We start from the raw sequence: 20,474 nt of genomic DNA, 5'->3' as shown, positions 1-20,474 counted from the left end.
GAACAAAAGGCAGCAGATGCGTAAAGGCTAGCCCGGATATTGCATGAGATATAGGAGACAAAATCCTCGTAAAGCTGTATAATACTGGTATTTCATTAGAATAATACAAAGGATTTTGTCATGACAAATTGTATAGCATATAGTTACCAGTTTTCCAAAGTAAAAAATCGGACAATAGAGATAAATTTCACTGGAGGTGATATTAGTAGCGATGGAGGTGTGTTGTTATTAAGAGAAGCAGATAAAAGGCTTGGTATAACAGAGGAGCTTGCTAAAATATTTCCTGATAGACGAGATGGTAGTAAAATTACCCATAATATGGCAACAATGCTGAGGCAACGAATTTATGGTATTGCATTAGGTTATGAAGATTTAAATGACCACAATTATCTACGAAAATGTCCTGCTATGCAAACAGCTATGGAAACAATTGATGATATGGCAAGTAGTTCTACCTTATGTCGTATAGAAAACAATGCTGATAGACACTTTGCAATTAAAGTGCATGAACTAATGCTTGATAAATTTATTAAGTCTCATAAAATAGTACCAAAGCAGCTAATACTTGATTTTGATGCTACGGATGATGAAATTCATGGGCAACAGGAAGGTAAGTTTTATCATGGTTATTACGGTCATAATTGCTTTTTACCTTTGTATGTTTTTTGTGGAAAGCATCTGTTAGTTAGTTATCTTAGGACGTCAAAGCAGGATCAAGCAAAACATTCTTGGGCAATATTATCATTGTTAGTAAAACGTTTTCGCCAAGCTTGGCCAGAGGTAAAGATTATTTTTCGTGGTGATAGTGGATTTTGTCGTCATCAGATGTTTGATTGGTGTGATATTCATAATATAAAATATATTGTAGGAATGCCCCAAAATAACAGACTAAATGAGTTACTGAAACCTACAATGGAGAAGTCAAAAGCAGCATTTATTATAACCCAAGAAAAGCAACGTCTTTTTAGTGAGTTTCCATATAAGGCTGGTAGTTGGAGTCATGAACGTAGAATAATTGGTAAGGCAGAAATGACAATGCTTGGAGAAAATCCAAGGTATATAGTAACTAATTTATCAGATAAACCTGAAGATTTATACGACAAAGTTTACTGTGGTCGTGGTGATATGGAAAACCGTATAAAAGAGCAACAACTAGAATTATTTGCAGATCGTACTTCTTGTCATAGATGGTGGGCTAATCAGCTCAGAATGATTTTATCGGGTCTTGCATACACTTTAGTAGAATATATCAGAGGTAATTTATTACAAGGTAGTGCATTAGCAAAAGCACAAATAGGTACAATACGTTTAAAATTATTAAAAATTGGGGTAGTAATTATCCGTAATACTAGGCGTATTAAGTTTTTGTTATCTTCATCATATCCTTACCGACAGGTATGGAATCATGTGATGAAGAAATTAGCATTAGAATAACCTAGATTAGCACTGTTCCCGGTGCTTAGAAAAAATGGGGTAAGGGGCATTACATCTAAAATTTGAAAATAACGGCTTCAAAGCACTTTTTGGCAAAATTTTTACAAAAGTATCATTGCTAATATTATAAATTACTCAATTTCTTACTTTAAATCTCACTTCATGCAATATCCGGGCTAGCAGTACGAGTATCCGATTGTGGAAAAAAAAGCTCATTAAGTAATACCGCCATATGGACGTAAAGCATTAGGTCAAAATACTCAAGGAAAGTACCTATAGACAATATACTTACAGCCTGCTTTTGTTCTGTTGTTAAGCTCCTTTGTTCCGCTTGATAACTTAACATCTTCTTAAGATTTTAATTAATTGTAAAGAAATTATATTTTTTTCGTTGAAAGTCAATAAGAAATTTCACGTTGTACGATAAAAAAATGAAGCGTGGCTTAAACGCTTCAAAATTAATACTTATATGCATACTTAAAACTCTTTTGGACCTCTTATTTATTATATCACAAGTCAGGTGGTGGAGGCGGTAGTCCACTAAGGTCAACTTCTACTACAGTATCTGGTTTTACGGCATATAAAACACTACAAGTATCTTCTTCCCGTGTATTATGAGTATCAGGCTTGAAAGTGAACAGTCTTTGATGCTGAGCATTATGGTTAGCAGTAAAATTGGGGTTAATTTCATCGTCAACTGATAGCGAATCTAACGATATAAAACTATCAGTCTCGTCATTCTCTTTAAACGACATAAAACTATAAGTCTCATCATTCTCTTTAGGTTTCTTTTTAAAATAACGATATAACTTATATGCAGCAGCAATAGTAGTGCCAATTAGTGCACCTACACCCACACTACCTATAGCAACATACGCATTTGTACTTATTCCGGTGTTATTATTTTCAGCTGATAATGTAGTGATTGTTATATTAAAAGGATTTGGTATAGGATTACTGCCAATTATACTAGAAGGATTCTGATCAAGGTATATTGTTGGATATTGCCCTTCTGGAGTTATAGCCTCACTTTGTATAGGAAACTTAATACTGTCCTGACTAATTGCTACTCTCTTATAGTCTTGGTAATTATTATTGCTTATATCACTTTCACTTTGCTCAAAAACTCCTACTTTAGTTCCATCTGCAAGGGTTTTATATGTAATCTTTGGAGCATAAGACATCAAAAAGTCTCTATAACTATAATTATAATCAAAAGAGATAAACACCTTCCCTTTAAATTGATGAAAATCATTAGATAATATACCTAATTCTTGCTCGCCGCTTTGATCATATAATTTCACTTTTGTTATATATGTTGTGCTACTACTTGCTCTTAATATGTTACCTTCCTGATCTTTTTTTATATGATAATCATCAGGATCATATTTTATCTTAAAAAGGTCATTAGTTGCATATTGATCAAAATTAATCAACCCTATAGTAACATGTTGATGTGAATGATCTTCTTTTTCATATTTGTGGGCAAATATAGGATCAATCAATCTATATTCATCCGGTATATTAGGCATACCGTCAGGAAACTCTTTACCATCCTGAGTTGTAGGAACCAATCTATTTATTATAGTACCGTCGTTACCTACAAGTTTAATTAGCTTAAGGTGGGTAATCTCCTTTGGCAATTGATACCTCAGCCCCTTGCCATGTTCAGATATAAATAAATCATTAGACTCTGATATTGAAAATCCAATATTCCTAAATGTATCTATTACATTCCCTAAATGTACTGTATTTGCCTCATATACATCATCTATTTCTCGCTCAGTTCCCTTATCATCGAGTAATTTACCTTTCTCTATTATGGGTTTATAAGCTGTATGATTTGAAGAATACTTAGACGTTTCTGAATCTGCATGATCTAAAATCGTAGCATCTCTTAGTAAAATTTCCGTAGTAATTCTACTCGGTTCGATATTATTAATGCTTGGATCAAATAATGGATTTAGATGAATATGCGGTGTATCAAAATATTGATCTGCCTCGACTTTCCTACCATCTATAAAAGATATTTTATATCCCTGATCTTCCTTCCTAACAGCAACATAAGCCTCCTCAAATATTATATGCATATTCATTAAGCGATCATCATGCACAATAAATTCATCATTTCCGATCACTTTCACATAACTAGTATCACCGGATAGTTCTCCTATTTTTACTCCATTACTATATATCGATATTCCACTAATACTCTTTGCTTCATGTGCACTAAGTGCCGTTAGTGGAAATATCGCACCTTCTTTCAAATAACTTAAGAACTCATGCCCCTTTACATTGCGTACAGAATTTAGACCAAAATATGTTAATTTCTCTAGTATATTTTGATAATCTTTCTCACTCCTATAGGGGGGTCTTATGTCATTGACTTGTTTTTCATACTCCGGTGAATCCTTATATTCATGACCATCCCTATCACAATAAGTTAATTTTAGTTCGCCTCCATGTCTTACGACTTTCATAAAGTTATATTGCTGTGATAGGTCAAAATAACTTTGCATATTTGCACTTGTAATACGTACAGTATTTCCTGTAGAACTATGATAAACCGGAGAAAATTTACCGACTATTTCCATTCCATCCATTGTTTTTATATTTGCTTCATAATAAGTAACATTTTCATATTGACTTCCTACAAGCTCTTGTAGTGTAGCTAGTTTCTCTCCACGTTCTACTTTTAAAGCATTAATGTTTTTCATTTCAGTTTCAGTACTATGCTCAAATAAGAAAGTTTTAAACTTTTCATTGTCATAATTTTGATATAAAATCTGATTCGCATGATCTATATCTCCATCTTTACTGTTTCTTACCGCTAGCAAATAACTTTTTAATATTTCCGGATTTTGCCAGTCAAAATACATTGTTAAAGCATGTCCTACCCTATATACTAATGCATTTTGTGCAGGGTCATTGGAATATTCCAAGCTAAGCATTTTATTTAAGTCATAATCCCCTATCAATTGCTTTCTAGTAGCATCTATGCTTACACCTTGAGCAGTAGAACCTTCATCTGAATTATATTGAATTTTCTCTGCAATACCTTCATTTATCACAGTAGGTATTCTTGTATTATGCGTAATATATGCAATAGTAGCATGAACAACCTCATGTACTAAATTATAAACATTCCCATCTTGGTAAACATATATTTGAGAAAGAACGTTATTTTCTCCTACATAATAATGTTTTCCACCTTCATTTCCCAAACCTAGTCCAAATTTACTACCATAATGCTTATAATCATCACTATTATTAAATATATATAACTTTATAGTCTTTGTTTCGGGTGAAATCTCGTCTATTCTTTGACTTATCATTTCTTTGAATGCTTTTGTAATACCTTGTTTAATTTTCAGTAATTTATCAGGATTTAATTTTCCTGAATAGAGCATTACATCAAAATTACAGGAATTAATATTTCGTATAACTGATCTGTCAACAGTTTTCCGGACAGTTTTTTACGCACATTTTTGTATTTTTTCGTATTGTACTGGTGATAGATAATCGTTAGCAGAATGCATTCTTATACGATTATAAAATACCTCTATATATTCAAATATAGCATGTTTTGCTTCCTCCCTAGTTTTAAATTTATGTTGATAAATTAATTCTGTTTTTATAGTATGAAAAAAGCTTTCAGCAACAGCATTATCCCAGCAATTTCCTTTACGACTCATACTCTGTATAATACCATGTTGTTTTATAAGTTTTAAATGACTATCAGAACAATATTGGCTACCTCTATCAGTATGCCAAATAAGCTTTTTAGGTGGTTTACGTTGCCATATTGCCATTAGCAAAGCATTATTAACTAAATCAGCTTTCATATTACTATTCATTGACCAGCCTATTACTTTTCTAGAAAATAGATCAATAACTGTTGCTAAATATAACCATCCTTCTCCAGTTGGGATATAGGTGATATCACCAACCCAATAACAATTAACATTAGAAACTTTAAACTGTCTATCCAATAAATTAGGAGCAACTTGCTTATTATGCTTAGAATCAGTAGTTGCTTTAAATTTATACTTAGTTTTACATACTAAGCCAGCTTCATTCATTAGTCTTGTAATTCTCCTACGACTAACAATTATGCCTTGCCTCAACAAAGCCTTTTTAATGGGTCTAGATCCATAATTTCGTCTACCTTCCTGAAAAATAGCTCTAACCTTACAGGTTAATTCTCTATTTTCTTTATCCCTATTGCATCCAGGGTTATTTAACCACTCATAATAACCGCTACGTGATACCTTCATACATTTGCACATAATTGCAATTGAGAAATCATCTTGATGCTTCTTTATCCATGCATACCTTACAGGGACTCTTTTGCAAAGTACGCTGCAGCCTTTTTTAGTATATCACGCTCCTGTGTTACTATCACCAGCTCTTTCTTTAATCTTTTTAATTCATCATACAGATGTTCATCTGTTCTTGTTATTGATTCTTCAAATTGTTTAGAATATTTATCTATCCAACTATATAAAGTATTCTTACTGATACCTAATTCTTTTGCAGTCTGAATAACAGGTCGCTTCGATTCAGTTGCCAATTTAACTGCTGATTCTTTAAATTCACTAGAATACATTTTTGTTTTTGTCATACTGTATTTCCTTTCTGTTAATATTGTCTCATACTAACTGTCCGGAATACTATAGCCACATCACTTTTATAAAAGGCGTAATTGTTAGCAGTATTTTTATAAAAAAATAAACAGTGGAAAAATAGTTTTGGACTTTTTCAACAGCCCCGAACGTTTCCGTACACCCCTTGTTCCTATGTCCATAAATTATATTGACTTACTTTAGTACAGACCTTATATTCAGGACACCCTTTTTAATACAATTTACACTATCTTCTATGTCTCGTACTTTTGCATATGCCCGCGTTTCTAAACTCGAACAAATACCTGAAAATCAAATCAGGGAAATTGAATCAGCTGGATTTATTATTGCACCACATCGTATAATTACTGAAACGGTTTCTGGTTCTATGCCTATAGCTAAGCGTCAAGGTTTTGCACATCTGTTAAATAAGATGGAAAATGGCGATGTTCTAGTTGTTACCAAGTTAGACCGATTAGGACGTGATGCTATTGATGTCAGCATCACAGTTAACAAATTAGAGAAAATAGGAATTAAAGTTCATTGTCTTGCACTTGGGGGTGTTGATCTTACCAGTTTAGCTGGGAAAATGACTATGGGAGTAATTAATGCTGTTGCTCAATTTGAGCGTGATTTGTTAATAGAGTGTACTCAATCTGGGCTTGCGAGAGCTAAAGCAAATGGTAAAACTCTCGGACGACCACAAATTTTAGCAGAATTACAAAAAAAACAGGTTATACAGCAACTACAAGTTGGCAAAACTATCACATCTATTGCAAGACATTTTAATACAAGCAGGCAAACCATTATGCGTATCAGAGATAATAACCTCTAATACTTGCTTGTACCGCTTTACATTCATTGATGATAATAAACACCCAAGATTATGTAAAACAAATTTATAACTTACTTATCTTCTATTTTGTGCTATAATATGTTAATGTATATACAAATATTAGTAACTAATTATGGCAGTTTCAAAGTTCCTCGATCCTAAAAATGATGTCGCCTTCAAGAAAATCTTTGGTTCTGAAAAGAACAAAGACATTCTTATTCACTTTATTAATGATATCATGGAATTTAAAGATGATGAACAAATAAAGGATGTTACTTTCCTAAGTCCTGTCCAAGACCCTGATATTGCTTATAAAAAACAATCTCTTGTTGATGTTCTATGTAAAGCTCAAAATGGCACACAAGTCATTGTAGAAATGCAAGTCTCCCCTTCTAAAGGCTTTGAGAAAAGAGCTCAATATTATGCTGCTAAAGCCTATTCTCGACAACTATCCCAAGGACAAAAACAAGACGGTCTCTATGCTAACCTCAAGGAAGTCATCTTTATTGCTATTAGTGATTATATTATCTTCCCTGATAAAGCTGATTATATCTCTCATCATGTCATCCTTGATAAAGTTACTTTTGAACATGACTTAAAGGATTTCTCTTTTAGCTTTATTGAACTACCTAAATTTAATATAGATAAAATTGAAGACTTAAAAACTATTACCGAAAAATGGTGCTATTTCTTTAAGTATGCTGCTAACACAAGTGAAGCTGACCTGCAGAAAATTATAGGTAGTGATCTTGTAGTAGGGCGTGCTTATGAAGCATTAAATCAGTTTAACTGGAATGAAGCAGAACTCCTTGCTTATGAGCAGGAAATTAAACGCATCATGGATAACAAAGCAGTAGAACAATATGCTCTAGAACAAGCTGAAGCTAGAGGGGAAGCCAAAGAAAAAATAGCCATAGCAAGAAACTTGAAAAGATCAGGAGTGGCAATTACGATAATATCTGAGTCTACTGGCTTAACTAAAAAGCAAATTGAAGAATTAGATGATTAAATTTAAGTTGAGTTTACTATAAAGTAAGTGCATATTTAAATAACAGACCAGCCATTGGAATTACTAAGAATCAGTTAACTATATTGGTATAGAATACATTGAATGGCATGACCCAATATGGTTTGTAAGCGTCTGGTGAAGGCTTAGCATTACCCATAAGTTTCTATATCTCTATTCCAACTAAAATCTTGTAATCACTAACCATATTCATCAACCTAGTCCACCCACGCCATAAGCTTATAATACCAGGTGGATGATCACGGTTTCTACCAATATACCCACCCAATTTAGCAATCAATTTAATTGCTTCTTTAGCTGATAACTCTTTAGGTGGATTAGCACCATTATTAAACCTTTTAAATAACAACTTCTGTTCTAAAGGAGTGTAGAAGTCAAGATTTAATCTTACAGACACTATAAATTTTATATCTGAATGTCTGATAAGTTATGACTGTCAGACGAGTACTCAAGATATAAGATTTTGTTATTCTTTTCAACAGCTAATTTTTTACTATCCTTGAAAGTTTGCATAGGAGTTTTTCCATAACAATATTTTCCAGCATGTGGTCTTTCATTATTATAATGTTCTAACCAAATGTCAATATCTAGTTGTAGATCGTCAAGATCAGTATAAATCTTTTTCCGCATAGCTGTATCAAAGAATTCTTGTTTTATAGTTTTATTAAAACGCTCACACATACCGTTTGTTTGAGGAGAATATGCTTTAGTAGTAGTATGCTCTATACCTTCGATACTTAGAAACAATTCAAAAGCATGATGCTCTATATTGCCCTTATATTCACTACCTCTATCAGTTAGAATACGAAGTATTGGTATTTGTTGACTCTCATACCATGGTAATACCCGATCATTAAGCATATCAGCAGCGGTAAGTGCTGTTTTATCAGTATATAGTTTAGCATCAGCGACTCTGCTGTAACTATCAATAAATACCTGAGAATAAACCTTACCTATACCTTTAAAATTGCCCACATAATATGTATCCTGACACCCTAAATAACCCGGATGCTGCGTATCAATCTCTCCATGTGCTTCTTTCTCATTACGACGCTTCTCTAGCACTTGTAACTGAGCCTCGGTAAGAACAACACCATCCTGAGCCATCTTAGCTTCTAATGCTTTAAGTCTTTTACTGATATTATTTAAATCATTACGCAACCAAATTGATCTTACTCCTCCAGGCGATACAAGAATACCAGTCTTTTTAAGTTCATTTGATACTCTCATCTGACCATAAGCCGGGTATTCTATTGCCATATCTAGTACTGCTTTCAAGATCAAAACGATAAATCTTCTCTTGTTTCAAAGATCTCCAAAAACGTTCAATAAATACATTATCTAAGGCTCTGCCTTTGCCGTCCATACTAATAGCTATGCCTTGTTGCTCAAGTATTTGAGTAAAATCTTTTGATGTAAATTGTACTCCTTGATCCTATTAAAAATGTCAGGCTTGCCATGTATAGATATTGCTTCATTTAGAGCTTCAATACAAAAATCATTTTCTAAACTAATCGACACCCGCCAACTCAAAATATAACGACTATACCAATCCATTATAGCAACCAAATATACAAAACCTTGCTTTAATCTTATGTAAGTAATATCTGCACAGTAAACTTGATTGGGGCAAACCACCTCTATATTATTTAATAGATATGGGTATACTTTATGAGCCTGATTCCTACGGCTTAAATTAATCTTTGGGTATACTGCTTCAATACCAAGTATTTTATAATATTTTCTTATCATCTTACGACTAACATTTAACCCTTCGGATTTTAGGACATGAGACATTCTTCTAGTACCATAATAGGGATGCTCTGTAAAAATCTCATCAATTCTGTTCAGTACTCTATACTCCTTATCATCTAAGGTATTCCTAGCTCGGTAGTAGTAACTTGAGCGGTTTAAATCTAAAAGTTCGCATTGTCTTGCTATGGTTAATTTTGAAGCATAACTTATCATTTTTTTCCTAACCTCTAAATCCAAAGATACTAGATTTTTTTTTGAGCCAGTCTCTTTCAACTGTTAACTGGCCTATTTGCTCAAATAATGATTTAATTAAATCTTCTTGGCCGGTATCTTGTTGTTTAGATTTCGATTTAAATCCAGAAACCATAAAATCTAAAGCTTCTTTCTTCCATTTATAAATCTGATTAGCGTGAACACCATATTTGCTGGTAATTTGAGCTATAGTCATTTCTCCAGATATTGCTTCAATTGCTATTTTTGCTTTTTCTTCTGCACTATATTTTTTAACTTGTTTTTTCATTTTTTGCTCCTTTTCCTAGGAGATATTATACCTACTTTTCTCTATTTTCTTGTCTAGTTTTTGGGTACCATTATACTTATAGAAATGATGGACTGGTCCATGACCTTTTCCTACGCTTTGATCTTCTGCTGCCTGAATTGCTTCAAATAAATATTGCTTGGCAAGTTTGCAAGCTTCAAGAAGCCCTACGCCTTGAACTAGAAAGCTGCTAATTGCAGCAGATAATGTACACCCTGTACCATGTGTATTTTTTGAAATAATGCGTTTTGAAGATAGGATGTGCAAGCCATCATTACGGTCTAAGAATATATCATCAGATGTTGAACCACTTTCATGCCCACCTTTAAGAAGTACAGCGCTGCATCCTAAGTTTAGTAAATGATTTGCTAACACTTGCTTCTTATGCTCTCCTGCAATTAAAGTTCGAGCTTCGGGTAGGTTTGGTGTAATTATTGTAGCAAGCGGGATGAGTATTGATTTTAAGGCTTCCACTGCATTTTCTTGCAACAATAAATCGCCGCTCTTGGCTATCATGACAGGATCTAAAACAATGGGAATATTCTTAGCTCGCTCACGTAAGCACTTTGCAACAAGCTCAATGATCTCAGACGAAAATAACATACCGATTTTTATTGCATCCGGCACAATATCATCAAAAATAGCTTCTAATTGTTCCTTGATACAGGTTAGTGAAATATTATAGCAGCCTCTAACCCCACATGTATTTTGTACAGGTAAGGCTGTTAGAACGGTCATGCCGTAACAACCAAGAGCAGAGAAGGTTTTAAGATCTGCTTGGATACCAGCACCACCTGATCCGTCAAATCCAGCAATGGATAAGCATTTATATTTCATAATTTTTCTCCGAAATGGATAAATGGCTGGATAAGCCAATTTATAAATTCGTTATTTTCTCTGAAAGATACAGATGTCAACCCCGGTCGAAAAATGATACAGATTTTTAATATGAGCCGACTGAAAATTAATACAGTATCATAAAAAAATTATCCGATATTTAAATCATAAGATTATCCTCCTGTTTGTTAATGATTCCCGTTGGTACAAAACCAGCTTTCTTTTTATCCTTAAGCCTGAAACTATCACCTTTAATATTGAGTATAGTAGAGTGGTGAAGTAGACGATCTAAGATAGCAGCTGTAAGAGCAGCATCCTGAGCAAGACTATTATGCCATTGCCCAAATGGAAGATTGCTTGTTAGGATTATGCTCCCCTTTTCGTAACGCTTTGCTATAACCTGAAATAACAGATTGACCTGTTCCTGTTTTAACGGCAGATACCCAAACTCGTCTATTATAAGTAATTTATATGGTAGTATTACTCTTTTGAATATGGAGTCCAGGGTTCCCTGATTTGTAGAAGTCAAGATTTGATCTTACAGACGCTATAAATTTTGCACCTGATTGTCAGTTAAATTTTGACTGTCAGACGAGTATTCAAGATACAAGATCTCATTATTTTTTTCAATAGCTAATTTCTTACTATCTTGAAAAGTTTTCATAGGAGTTTTACCATAACAATATTTTCCTGAATGTGGTCGCTCATTATTGAAATGCTCTAACCAAATATCAAGATCTAATTGTAAATCATCAAGATATGTATAAATCTTTTTCCGCTTGGTTACGTAATGATTTAAACAATATCAGTAAAAGGCTTAAAGCATTAGAAGCAAAGATGGCTCAAGATGGGATTGTTCTTACTGAAGCTCAGTTACAAGTACTAGAGAAGCGTCGTAATGAAAAAGAAGCACATGGAGAAATTGAGACGCAGCATCCAGGTTATCTAGGATGTCAGGATACGTATTATGTAGGTAATTTTAAAGGTATAGGTAAGGTTTATTCTCAGGTATTTATTGATAGCTATACTAGGGTAGCGGATGCTAAACTATATACTGATAAAACAGCAATTACTGCTGCTGATATGCTTAATGACCGGGTGTTACCATGGTATGAGAGCCAAGGGATACCAATACTGCGTATTCTTACAGATCGTGGGTCAGAATATAAGGGCAATATAGAGCATCATGCTTTTGAGTTATTTCTTAGCATAGAAGGTATAGAACATACTACAACTAAGGCATATTCTCCCCAAACAAATGGTATGTGTGAGCGTTTTAATAAAACCATGAAACAAGAATTCTTTGATACAGCAATGCGGAAAAAGATTTATACATATCTTGATGATTTACAATTAGATCTTGATATTTGGTTAGAGCATTTCAATAATGAGCGACCACATTCAGGAAAATATTGTTATGGTAAAACTCCTATGAAAACTTTTCAAGATAGTAAGAAATTAGCTATTGAAAAAAATAATGAGATCTTGTATCTTGAATACTTGTCTGACAGTCAAAATTTAACTGACAATCAGGTGCAAAATTTATAGCGTCTGTAAGATCAAATCTTGACTTCTACACTCATACTTAACTCTTTTTTGGGCTTGAAGTAGTTATTATGAGCTCGATCTGCTTTAGGTTTATTACTTAGTACAATCTGAATATCAATATCGTTTCCATAGACAGATTTGATAGCATTTTTAAGTATTTCTTCTTTTCTTGTAAAAGGACTATTTTGTTACGGAATTCGATTCTAAAAACACCGTTTAAATAGCTAAAAACACTATTTGGACCAGTGTTAAGGTAGCTGCGATGAGCCGCCACATTTAATGTAAAGTTCCAACATTTTAAGTTCCTAAAAGAATATTGTTGACACTTTTTAGTATTTATATTAAAAGATACAGCTAATAATATTTGATTATAGGTAGTATTGTTCGTAAATAGTACCGACATTAGGTATTCTAGGAACATACAAAATAATATATGTCAAATTTACTATCATTAGAAGATTTTAATCTATGCAACACAAAAACTGGTAAAATCAATCAACTAGCTTTTGGAGTAATGTTAATTTATTTTCGGTCTCACATTAAATTCCCTGCAGCAGAAGAAAAACCAATATCATTAAAATTAATATCAGCCATTGCTTCAGAGTTGGATATTGAAGAGTCTATTCTTTCAAAATTTAATTGGAGCGGTAGAACAGCAGAAAGATATCATCAGGATATTAGAAAATATCTGGGATATCGCCAAGCAAATAATAATGATGTTTTAATATTTACAGAATATCTAACAAATAATATTCTACCTCATTATCCATCTAATGAATTATTAATGGAGCAGACTAGGTTATTTTTTGACCAAAATAAAATTGTACTATTCAAGAAAAAACAGTTGGATCGTTATGTTGCTTCAGCAAAGCATCAATTTGAACAAAAACTTTTTGAAAAGATATTTAACCCGGATATTGCATGAAGTGAGATTTAAAGTAAGAAATTGAGTAATTTATAATATTAGCAATGATACTTTTGTAAAAATTTTGCCAAAAAGTGCTTTGAAGCCGTTATTTTCAAATTTTAGATGTAATGCCCCTTACCCCATTTTTTCTAAGCACCGGGAACAGTGCTAATCTAGGTTATTCTAATGCTAATTTCTTCATCACATGATTCCATACCTGTCGGTAAGGATATGATGAAGATAACAAAAACTTAATACGCCTAGTATTACGGATAATTACTACCCCAATTTTTAATAATTTTAAACGTATTGTACCTATTTGTGCTTTTGCTAATGCACTACCTTGTAATAAATTACCTCTGATATATTCTACTAAAGTGTATGCAAGACCCGATAAAATCATTCTGAGCTGATTAGCCCACCATCTATGACAAGAAGTACGATCTGCAAATAATTCTAGTTGTTGCTCTTTTATACGGTTTTCCATATCACCACGACCACAGTAAACTTTGTCGTATAAATCTTCAGGTTTATCTGATAAATTAGTTACTATATACCTTGGATTTTCTCCAAGCATTGTCATTTCTGCCTTACCAATTATTCTACGTTCATGACTCCAACTACCAGCCTTATATGGAAACTCACTAAAAAGACGTTGCTTTTCTTGGGTTATAATAAATGCTGCTTTTGACTTCTCCATTGTAGGTTTCAGTAACTCATTTAGTCTGTTATTTTGGGGCATTCCTACAATATATTTTATATTATGAATATCACACCAATCAAACATCTGATGACGACAAAATCCACTATCACCACGAAAAATAATCTTTACCTCTGGCCAAGCTTGGCGAAAACGTTTTACTAACAATGATAATATTGCCCAAGAATGTTTTGCTTGATCCTGCTTTGACGTCCTAAGATAACTAACTAACAGATGCTTTCCACAAAAAACATACAAAGGTAAAAAGCAATTATGACCGTAATAACCATGATAAAACTTACCTTCCTGTTGCCCATGAATTTCATCATCCGTAGCATCAAAATCAAGTATTAGCTGCTTTGGTACTATTTTATGAGACTTAATAAATTTATCAAGCATTAGTTCATGCACTTTAATTGCAAAGTGTCTATCAGCATTGTTTTCTATACGACATAAGGTAGAACTACTTGCCATATCATCAATTGTTTCCATAGCTGTTTGCATAGCAGGACATTTTCGTAGATAATTGTGGTCATTTAAATCTTCATAACCTAATGCAATACCATAAATTCGTTGCCTCAGCATTGTTGCCATATTATGGGTAATTTTACTACCATCTCGTCTATCAGGAAATATTTTAGCAAGCTCCTCTGTTATACCAAGCCTTTTATCTGCTTCTCTTAATAACAACACACCTCCATCGCTACTAATATCACCTCCAGTGAAATTTATCTCTATTGTCCGATTTTTTACTTTGGAAAACTGGTAACTATATGCTATACAATTTGTCATGACAAAATCCTTTGTATTATTCTAATGAAATACCAGTATTATACAGCTTTACGAGGATTTTGTCTCCTATATCTCATGCAATATCCGGGTTAAAAGTTTAAGTCAAGATAACTGTTATTTGATTGACCAAATCCTTGAACAAAGCGAACAGTCAAAGAATGGTATTATAGAATTATCAGAGTTAAAAAATGATATACCTGGGGTTAGGCTAAAAAATGTTAATTTTGCTTTGGATAAGATCGCTTTATTAAAAAAAATTACTTTGCCCAAATCGATTGTAGATTTAGTAGATAGAAAATTACTGCTGAAATATTATGATCGTATCATGGTTTTATCGCCTAGTAATATTTTAGAGTTTAGCCCTGTGGCAAAATATGCGACTATGGCAATATTCTGTTATATAAGATTGCAGCTAATATTAGATAGTTTAGCTGATACATTAATTAAGCTTATAAAACGTATACGTTCTAGTTCTGAAAAATACGTAGATAACTATATTGTAAAGGAGGTTAAGCGTGTTGATGGAAAATTTGATATTCTAGAGAAATTAGCATCTTTATCAGTTAACAATCCTAAAAGTACAATTGAAGATAAGATTTACCCTGAAGTTTCTAAAGAAAAACTAGAAGCAATAATTACTGATTTACAGCAACGCGGTAAATGGTATCAACAACAGGTACAAAATAAGATTCATTCAAAGTATGCGTATGGAAGTAGAACCACACTACTACCAATACTACAAACTTTTCAGTTAAAAGAAGATCACTCTAGTTATCAACCGATTTTGAAAGCTGTTGAATTTATTAATAAGTACTGGAATGAATCAGACTCAGAGTATTATGAAACGGAGCCGCCTATTGAAGGTATAATACCTACAAATTGGCATCCAATGGTTGTTCAAGTAGATAAAGATGTGATTAAAGTTAATAAATATAACTATGAGCTTGCCGTTTTAGAAGAATTGAAGCGTTTTTTAAACTTCAAAGCAATATGGATTAAAAGAAGTTATCGATATAGAAATCCTGAAGAAGATATACCAAAAGATTTTGAACAAAAAAAGCAACAATATTATCAAGAACTTGGTCTACCTTTAGATGATAAGGAGTTTATTACAAAGTTACAAAATGCCTTAGAAAGGGGTTTAGAAAATCTAAATAGCAAAATACCTAATAATAATCTTGTTAAAATCAAGACAAGTACTGTTGGGAAGAATATTACTATTACCCCATCAGAAGCACAAAAAGATCCAAATAACATCATTGCACTACAAAAGGAAATTACAGGTAGGTGGTCAAGTATAAACCTTATTGATATTTTAAAAGAAACTGATCTACTTACCAATTTTACACGGCAAATGGAAACTATTGCTAAAAGTAGTAGTATTGAACCGTCAGGCCTTAGAAAAAGACTTTTATTGTGTTTATATGGTATAGGTAGCAATACAGGATTGAAGAGAATAAGTATTGCCAATGGTGATGTTAATTACAGCGATTTACGTTATATTAAGAAGAGGTATATTAATGCTACAAATGTTAGAAACTCTATTCGTCTAATTATTAACAATATTCTCAAAATACGTAATCCAGATATTTGGGGAGAAGCAACAACATCAGTAGCATGCGATTCAACAAAGATAAGTAGTTGGGATCAAAATCTTATTAATGAGTGGCATCACCGTTATCAAGGTCGAGGAGTAATGATTTATTGGCATGTCGATAAGAAATCATTATGTATTTATTCACAATTAAAAAGTTGTTCATCTTCAGAAGTAGGGTCAATGATTAAAGGTATAATTGATCATGATACAGAGATGAACATGAACAGAGTATTTGTTGATACTCATGGTCAAAGTGTGATAGGTTTTGCTATTAGCTACTTACTTGATTTTGATTTACTACCTAGATTAAAAGCAATAAATAAACAAAAACTTTATGGGGTTGCATCTGGAGATAAATGGAAATACCAATATATTTCTGAAATAATTAAAGGTGGTATCAATTGGAAATTAATTGAGGAGAATTACAATGAAGCCGTTAAACATCTTGTAGCATTAAAATTGGGTATTGTAGAACCTGATGTACTAGTAAAACGTTTTAGTAATAATAATTACGAACATCCTGTATATAGAACTTTGTTAGAAATTGGTAAAGCAAATAAAAGTATTTTTCTATGTAAATACCTAGATTCAGAAGATCTTAGAATTGAAATCAATGAAGGGTTGAATGTAGTAGAACGCTTAAATTATATAATGGATTTTATTTTCTATGGGAAACTAGGAGAGCTCACAACAAACAATATTGGTGATCAAGAATTATCAATATTATGTCTACATTTATTACAAGCTTGTATTGTCTATATTAATACTCTTATTATTCAGCAAGTATTATCTGAGCCTCACTGGCAAAACAAACTGACTCCTGAAGATTACAGGGCATTAACACCGTTACTTTCAACGCATATTAATCCATACGGCTTGTTTCCAATTGATTTTAACCAACGTATATTAATATATTCGCAAGCTGGGTCGGGGTATTACCGATGACAATAATAAACCGTACTCCTGTAAGAGAAAAAGCCAGATACTTTTTGAAGGATTTAAAAAAGGAACAACCAGATTATAATTACTTGAGAGAATTATTTAGACATATTCGTAAAGAACTCGATGTAAAAGTAGACAATAGCACCACAAAGAAATTACCTTATGTACCAACAGAAGAGGAAATTAGTAAGTATTATAAGGCTGTATGGAAATCAAGAAATATGAAGCATGTAGTAATTATTAAGACGTTACTTTATACTGGGGTACGAGTATCGGAATTGGTAAAAATAAAAATATCAGATATAGATTTAGATAGTTGTCAAATTAGAATTAACCACGGAAAGGGTAGTAAAGATAGAATAGTTCCGTTTCCTAATGCATTTACAGAAGTATTAGCTGTACACATTGAAAATGCAAAGAAAAATAAGACAGTTTACCTATTTGAATCTAGTTGGAAGAAACCGTATTCTGATCGAGGTATTAGGAAAATATTAATGAATTACACAAAAGAAGCTGGCATTGAGAACTCAATATCACCACATAAATTACGGCATTTTCTTTTTACATGGATGAAGAAAAAAGGCGTGGATGATGCATTAATCCAACCTTATTCGGGGCATGAGAGTCGTCAATCACTTGAAATATATTCAAAATTATCACTCGTAGACTGCCAACCAGAGTATGAAAAAAAGATTAAAGAATTCCCTGTTTAAATATGGCGGCTCATCGCAGCTACCTTAACACTGGTCCAAATACCGGTACTAAATATTCTCCTTCAACCACAGGAAAAGTTTTTTAAGTAGGTTAGTATTTTCGTTTAATTCAATATAAAAAGATTCTTTTTGTTGTTTTAAGGCATGAATTTTTAGCATACCGATAATTGTAGAATAAATAGCCGGGTTATAATCTTCGGCAAAGCCGTCGATAATATCCGGTTTGCCGATTCTAGCTTGTCTCTCAAAAATTCTACTAGCAAGTTCCTTTACTCCTCTAAGCATTGACCCGCCGCCGGTGATAATAGTCCGAGAAACAACCATTTGACCTTTTGTTGCTTTATCATATTCTATTTTTACCATGGTTAATATTTCTTCTACCCTAGGACCGATTACTTCGGTAAGCTTGTAAATAGTGATTGCCGTATTAAGATTATAAGGATTATCAATTTGTAAATCTTCTAAATTGATAATAGAGTCTTTGTCAAATGAAGATAATATTGCATTACCGTAGAGAATTTTTAATTTTTCTGCCGTGATAATATCCACCCCAAAAACTTTGGCGATGTCGGAGCTAATATGAAAACTCCCTAGATCTACGTGAGCCGTATATATTAATTTGCCGGCAAAAAAAATACCGAAGGAAGTGGTTTTATCTCCCATATCTATAATAAGAGAGCCGAGTTTTTTCTCATCTTCCGAAAGACAAGCAATTCCTGAGGCATAAATTGCGAGTATGATGTTAGTAACCTCAACGTGACATTTAGCAAAACAATTAACGATATTTGAAAGCATATTGCTATTTGCGGCTATAACATGCAGTTCGCAAGCTAATTCTTTACCGTACATGCCGATAGGGTTTTCAACCGCATTATTATCAAGGGTGAATTCTATAGGAAAATAATGGATAATTTCTTGATCTTTAATTTTAAATTCTAATAATGCTTTTTGTAGTAATTTTTTAACGTCTTGGTCTGAAACAATTGTATTTGCAAGTTTTATTTTATAATTCACATAATATGATTTAGTAGCGGCTCCCGATAAAGAGACAATTACTTTTTTGATATTTTTACCGCAGTCTTTTTCCAAAGCGTAAATTGCTCCAATAAGGCTGCTCTCTGCGTTTTTTAAATCTAATATAATACCTGACTTAATGCCTCTAGAATGATGTAAATTTTGGCTAACTATCTTAGTTTCGCCTTTTTTACCGATATAAGCGGCAATACAGGCAATTTTACTACTGCCGAAATCCAACGCCACAAAATTCGATATTTTATCTTTCATGTCCTAAACATCTAAATTTACTACATTTAAAGCATTCGCTTGGATAAATTGACGTCTCGGTTCAACTATATCTCCCATTAACGTTGAAAAAATTTCTTCGGCACTGTCAATTTCCGTTACTCTTACCTGTAATAAAGTCCTGGTAGTAGGGTCAAGGGTAGTTTCCCATAATTGTTCGGAATTCATTTCACCAAGACCTTTAAAGCGTTGGACGGTTATACCTTTCTTACCGTATTCCATAATAACATTTAACAGCTGATGGGGAGTTAATATATTAAATTCCTGATTTTTAGTTACAAATTTTAAGGGATTTTTGAAAATATTAGAGAAAGCAAGAGCCATTTTAGATATTTGCCCAAATTCAAAAGACTCTAATTGTTCCCGCAATAATATTTTACTTTCCTTCAAGCCTCGACTAAAACGGAAAAATTCTACACTATTTTCATGAACTAGAACTTCCCAAACAGTTTTATCAAGTGAGATTTGCGTAGCATTTAAGATATCTAAGGCTTTTTTAAGATCAGCTGCCCTTTCTGTATTAAATATTTCGTTATTTAGTAAATTATTAATGGCTAAACTTTCGGCAATCGGGCGATTAAATTTTTTGCTGGCATGATCAAGCAAACCGTTAAATTTAATTACCTTGGCAATAAACTCTTCCAAATCTAGAGCTGTTAGTTGCTCTTGATCAGATAAGATCAGAGAGGCATCGTTAATGGTTGATTTTATTAGATAATCTTGCAGTGCTTGTTCATTTTTTAAATAAAGTTCTTGGCTGCCTTTTTTTACTTTATAAAGCGGTGGCTGTGCTATATACAAATATCCTTTATTAATAAGTTCCGGCATATGACGATAAAAAAATGTTAGCAACAAGGTTCTAACCCGGATATTGCATGAGATATAGGAGACAAAATCCTCGTAAAGCTGTATAATACTGGTA

General features: G+C 32.9%; 15 protein-coding genes and 6 pseudogenes. 7 read left to right on the top strand and 14 right to left on the bottom strand.

The window, feature by feature from the left end:
* Positions 1 to 120: 120 nt before the first annotated feature.
* Positions 121 to 1,434, top strand: coding sequence for an IS1380 family transposase (locus AAGD48_RS08730; protein WP_341789277.1), 1,314 nt, complete (start codon positions 121 to 123; stop codon positions 1,432 to 1,434).
* Between the two features lie 175 nt (positions 1,435 to 1,609).
* Here AAGD48_RS08730 and AAGD48_RS08725 read toward each other — a convergent pair.
* From AAGD48_RS08725 to AAGD48_RS08715, 3 genes and pseudogenes are all read right to left on the bottom strand, one after another.
* Positions 1,610 to 1,780 (bottom strand): annotated as a pseudogene (locus AAGD48_RS08725) (MFS transporter); the annotation flags it as partial.
* A 163-nt stretch (positions 1,781 to 1,943) separates the two neighbouring features.
* Entirely contained in the window at positions 1,944 to 4,844 is a 2,901-nt protein-coding gene (locus AAGD48_RS08720; protein ID WP_341789723.1) for a hypothetical protein, read from the bottom strand.
* A gap of 66 nt (positions 4,845 to 4,910) precedes the next feature.
* Positions 4,911 to 6,058, bottom strand: a protein-coding gene (locus tag AAGD48_RS08715) for an IS3 family transposase (RefSeq protein WP_410526007.1) whose coding sequence is annotated in 2 segments (ribosomal slippage) — positions 4,911 to 5,812 and positions 5,812 to 6,058 — 1,149 coding nt in all. Because the reading frame shifts where the segments join, the coding sequence is not laid out codon by codon here.
* Between the two features lie 257 nt (positions 6,059 to 6,315).
* Here AAGD48_RS08715 and AAGD48_RS08710 point away from each other — a divergent pair.
* Positions 6,316 to 6,894: a recombinase family protein gene (locus AAGD48_RS08710; protein ID WP_341789701.1), complete on the top strand. Its 579-nt coding sequence runs from the start codon at positions 6,316 to 6,318 to the stop codon at positions 6,892 to 6,894.
* A 133-nt stretch (positions 6,895 to 7,027) separates the two neighbouring features.
* On the top strand, positions 7,028 to 7,903 hold the full coding sequence (locus tag AAGD48_RS08705; RefSeq protein WP_341789700.1) for an Rpn family recombination-promoting nuclease/putative transposase: 876 nt from the start codon (positions 7,028 to 7,030) through the stop codon (positions 7,901 to 7,903).
* A 163-nt stretch (positions 7,904 to 8,066) separates the two neighbouring features.
* Here AAGD48_RS08705 and AAGD48_RS08700 read toward each other — a convergent pair whose 3' ends face one another.
* From AAGD48_RS08700 to AAGD48_RS08665, 8 genes and pseudogenes are all read right to left on the bottom strand, one after another.
* A complete protein-coding gene (locus tag AAGD48_RS08700) occupies positions 8,067 to 8,318 on the bottom strand; it encodes a hypothetical protein (protein WP_341789699.1) in 252 nt (83 codons plus the stop codon).
* Positions 8,319 to 8,326: 8 nt separating this feature from the next.
* A pseudogene (locus AAGD48_RS08695) lies at positions 8,327 to 9,202 on the bottom strand (IS481 family transposase); the annotation flags it as partial.
* Positions 9,135 to 9,287 (bottom strand): hypothetical protein, encoded by a 153-nt coding sequence (locus AAGD48_RS08690; RefSeq protein WP_341789698.1) that lies wholly within the window; start codon positions 9,285 to 9,287, stop codon positions 9,135 to 9,137. The pseudogene AAGD48_RS08695 and the gene AAGD48_RS08690, both read right to left, overlap by 68 nt.
* Positions 9,288 to 9,295: 8 nt before the next feature.
* Complete coding sequence (locus tag AAGD48_RS08685; protein ID WP_341789697.1) at positions 9,296 to 9,889, bottom strand: IS3 family transposase; 594 nt, start codon at positions 9,887 to 9,889, stop codon at positions 9,296 to 9,298.
* Between the two features lie 7 nt (positions 9,890 to 9,896).
* Positions 9,897 to 10,196, bottom strand: a complete 300-nt coding sequence (locus AAGD48_RS08680) for a transposase (RefSeq protein ID WP_045812944.1) — start codon at positions 10,194 to 10,196, stop codon at positions 9,897 to 9,899.
* A 15-nt stretch (positions 10,197 to 10,211) separates the two neighbouring features.
* Positions 10,212 to 11,051: a bifunctional hydroxymethylpyrimidine kinase/phosphomethylpyrimidine kinase gene (gene thiD, locus AAGD48_RS08675; protein ID WP_341789696.1), complete on the bottom strand. Its 840-nt coding sequence runs from the start codon at positions 11,049 to 11,051 to the stop codon at positions 10,212 to 10,214.
* Positions 11,052 to 11,211: 160 nt separating this feature from the next.
* Positions 11,212 to 11,568, bottom strand: a pseudogene (locus AAGD48_RS08670) (ATP-binding protein); the annotation flags it as partial.
* 30 nt (positions 11,569 to 11,598) lie between these two features.
* Positions 11,599 to 11,829 (bottom strand): annotated as a pseudogene (locus tag AAGD48_RS08665) (IS481 family transposase); the annotation flags it as partial.
* On the opposite strand from AAGD48_RS08665, the pseudogene AAGD48_RS08660 reads away from it, so the two are divergent.
* Positions 11,826 to 12,599 (top strand): annotated as a pseudogene (locus AAGD48_RS08660) (integrase core domain-containing protein); the annotation flags it as partial. The pseudogenes AAGD48_RS08665 and AAGD48_RS08660 overlap by 4 nt on opposite strands.
* Before the next feature lie 433 nt (positions 12,600 to 13,032).
* Positions 13,033 to 13,524: a DUF4158 domain-containing protein gene (locus tag AAGD48_RS08655; RefSeq protein ID WP_341789695.1), complete on the top strand. Its 492-nt coding sequence runs from the start codon at positions 13,033 to 13,035 to the stop codon at positions 13,522 to 13,524.
* 160 nt (positions 13,525 to 13,684) lie between these two features.
* Here AAGD48_RS08655 and AAGD48_RS08650 read toward each other — a convergent pair whose 3' ends face one another.
* A complete protein-coding gene (locus AAGD48_RS08650; RefSeq protein WP_341789277.1) occupies positions 13,685 to 14,998 on the bottom strand; it encodes an IS1380 family transposase in 1,314 nt (437 codons plus the stop codon).
* A 118-nt stretch (positions 14,999 to 15,116) separates the two neighbouring features.
* Here AAGD48_RS08650 and AAGD48_RS08645 point away from each other — a divergent pair, with 118 nt between their 5' ends.
* Together AAGD48_RS08645 and AAGD48_RS08640 are read left to right on the top strand one after the other, a co-directional pair.
* Positions 15,117 to 17,540: a Tn3 family transposase gene (locus AAGD48_RS08645; protein ID WP_341789694.1), complete on the top strand. Its 2,424-nt coding sequence runs from the start codon at positions 15,117 to 15,119 to the stop codon at positions 17,538 to 17,540.
* Entirely contained in the window at positions 17,537 to 18,250 is a 714-nt protein-coding gene (locus AAGD48_RS08640) for a tyrosine-type recombinase/integrase (RefSeq protein ID WP_341789693.1), read from the top strand. Before AAGD48_RS08645 ends, AAGD48_RS08640 begins: the two co-directional genes overlap by 4 nt.
* A 48-nt stretch (positions 18,251 to 18,298) precedes the next feature.
* Here AAGD48_RS08640 and ftsA read toward each other — a convergent pair whose 3' ends face one another.
* Together ftsA and AAGD48_RS08630 are read right to left on the bottom strand one after the other, a co-directional pair.
* A complete protein-coding gene (ftsA, locus tag AAGD48_RS08635) occupies positions 18,299 to 19,534 on the bottom strand; it encodes a cell division protein FtsA (protein WP_341789692.1) in 1,236 nt (411 codons plus the stop codon).
* 3 nt (positions 19,535 to 19,537) lie between these two features.
* Positions 19,538 to 20,416, bottom strand: a pseudogene (locus AAGD48_RS08630) (DNA gyrase subunit B); the annotation flags it as partial.
* Positions 20,417 to 20,474 lie beyond the last annotated feature (58 nt).

It is taken from the genome of Rickettsia endosymbiont of Polydrusus tereticollis, assembly GCF_964026385.1.
GTDB lineage: Bacteria > Pseudomonadota > Alphaproteobacteria > Rickettsiales > Rickettsiaceae > Rickettsia.
This window is presented reverse-complemented; position numbering and strand designations above follow the sequence as displayed.

What these genes read in the sequence shown, in the direction of transcription:
- AAGD48_RS08640 (WP_341789693.1), top strand. Translation starts at nt 17,537, where the DNA reads ATGACAATAATAAACCGTACTCCTGTAAGAGAAAAAGCCAGATACTTT.
- AAGD48_RS08690 (WP_341789698.1), bottom strand. Translation starts at nt 9,287, where the DNA reads ATGGACGGCAAAGGCAGAGCCTTAGATAATGTATTTATTGAACGTTTT.
- AAGD48_RS08710 (WP_341789701.1), top strand. Translation starts at nt 6,316, where the DNA reads ATGTCTCGTACTTTTGCATATGCCCGCGTTTCTAAACTCGAACAAATA.
- AAGD48_RS08685 (WP_341789697.1), bottom strand. Translation starts at nt 9,889, where the DNA reads ATGATAAGTTATGCTTCAAAATTAACCATAGCAAGACAATGCGAACTT.
- thiD (WP_341789696.1), bottom strand. Translation starts at nt 11,051, where the DNA reads ATGAAATATAAATGCTTATCCATTGCTGGATTTGACGGATCAGGTGGT.
- ftsA (WP_341789692.1), bottom strand. Translation starts at nt 19,534, where the DNA reads ATGAAAGATAAAATATCGAATTTTGTGGCGTTGGATTTCGGCAGTAGT.
- AAGD48_RS08720 (WP_341789723.1), bottom strand. Translation starts at nt 4,844, where the DNA reads ATGCTCTATTCAGGAAAATTAAATCCTGATAAATTACTGAAAATTAAA.
- AAGD48_RS08680 (WP_045812944.1), bottom strand. Translation starts at nt 10,196, where the DNA reads ATGAAAAAACAAGTTAAAAAATATAGTGCAGAAGAAAAAGCAAAAATA.
- AAGD48_RS08655 (WP_341789695.1), top strand. Translation starts at nt 13,033, where the DNA reads ATGTCAAATTTACTATCATTAGAAGATTTTAATCTATGCAACACAAAA.
- AAGD48_RS08705 (WP_341789700.1), top strand. Translation starts at nt 7,028, where the DNA reads ATGGCAGTTTCAAAGTTCCTCGATCCTAAAAATGATGTCGCCTTCAAG.
- AAGD48_RS08650 (WP_341789277.1), bottom strand. Translation starts at nt 14,998, where the DNA reads ATGACAAATTGTATAGCATATAGTTACCAGTTTTCCAAAGTAAAAAAT.
- AAGD48_RS08730 (WP_341789277.1), top strand. Translation starts at nt 121, where the DNA reads ATGACAAATTGTATAGCATATAGTTACCAGTTTTCCAAAGTAAAAAAT.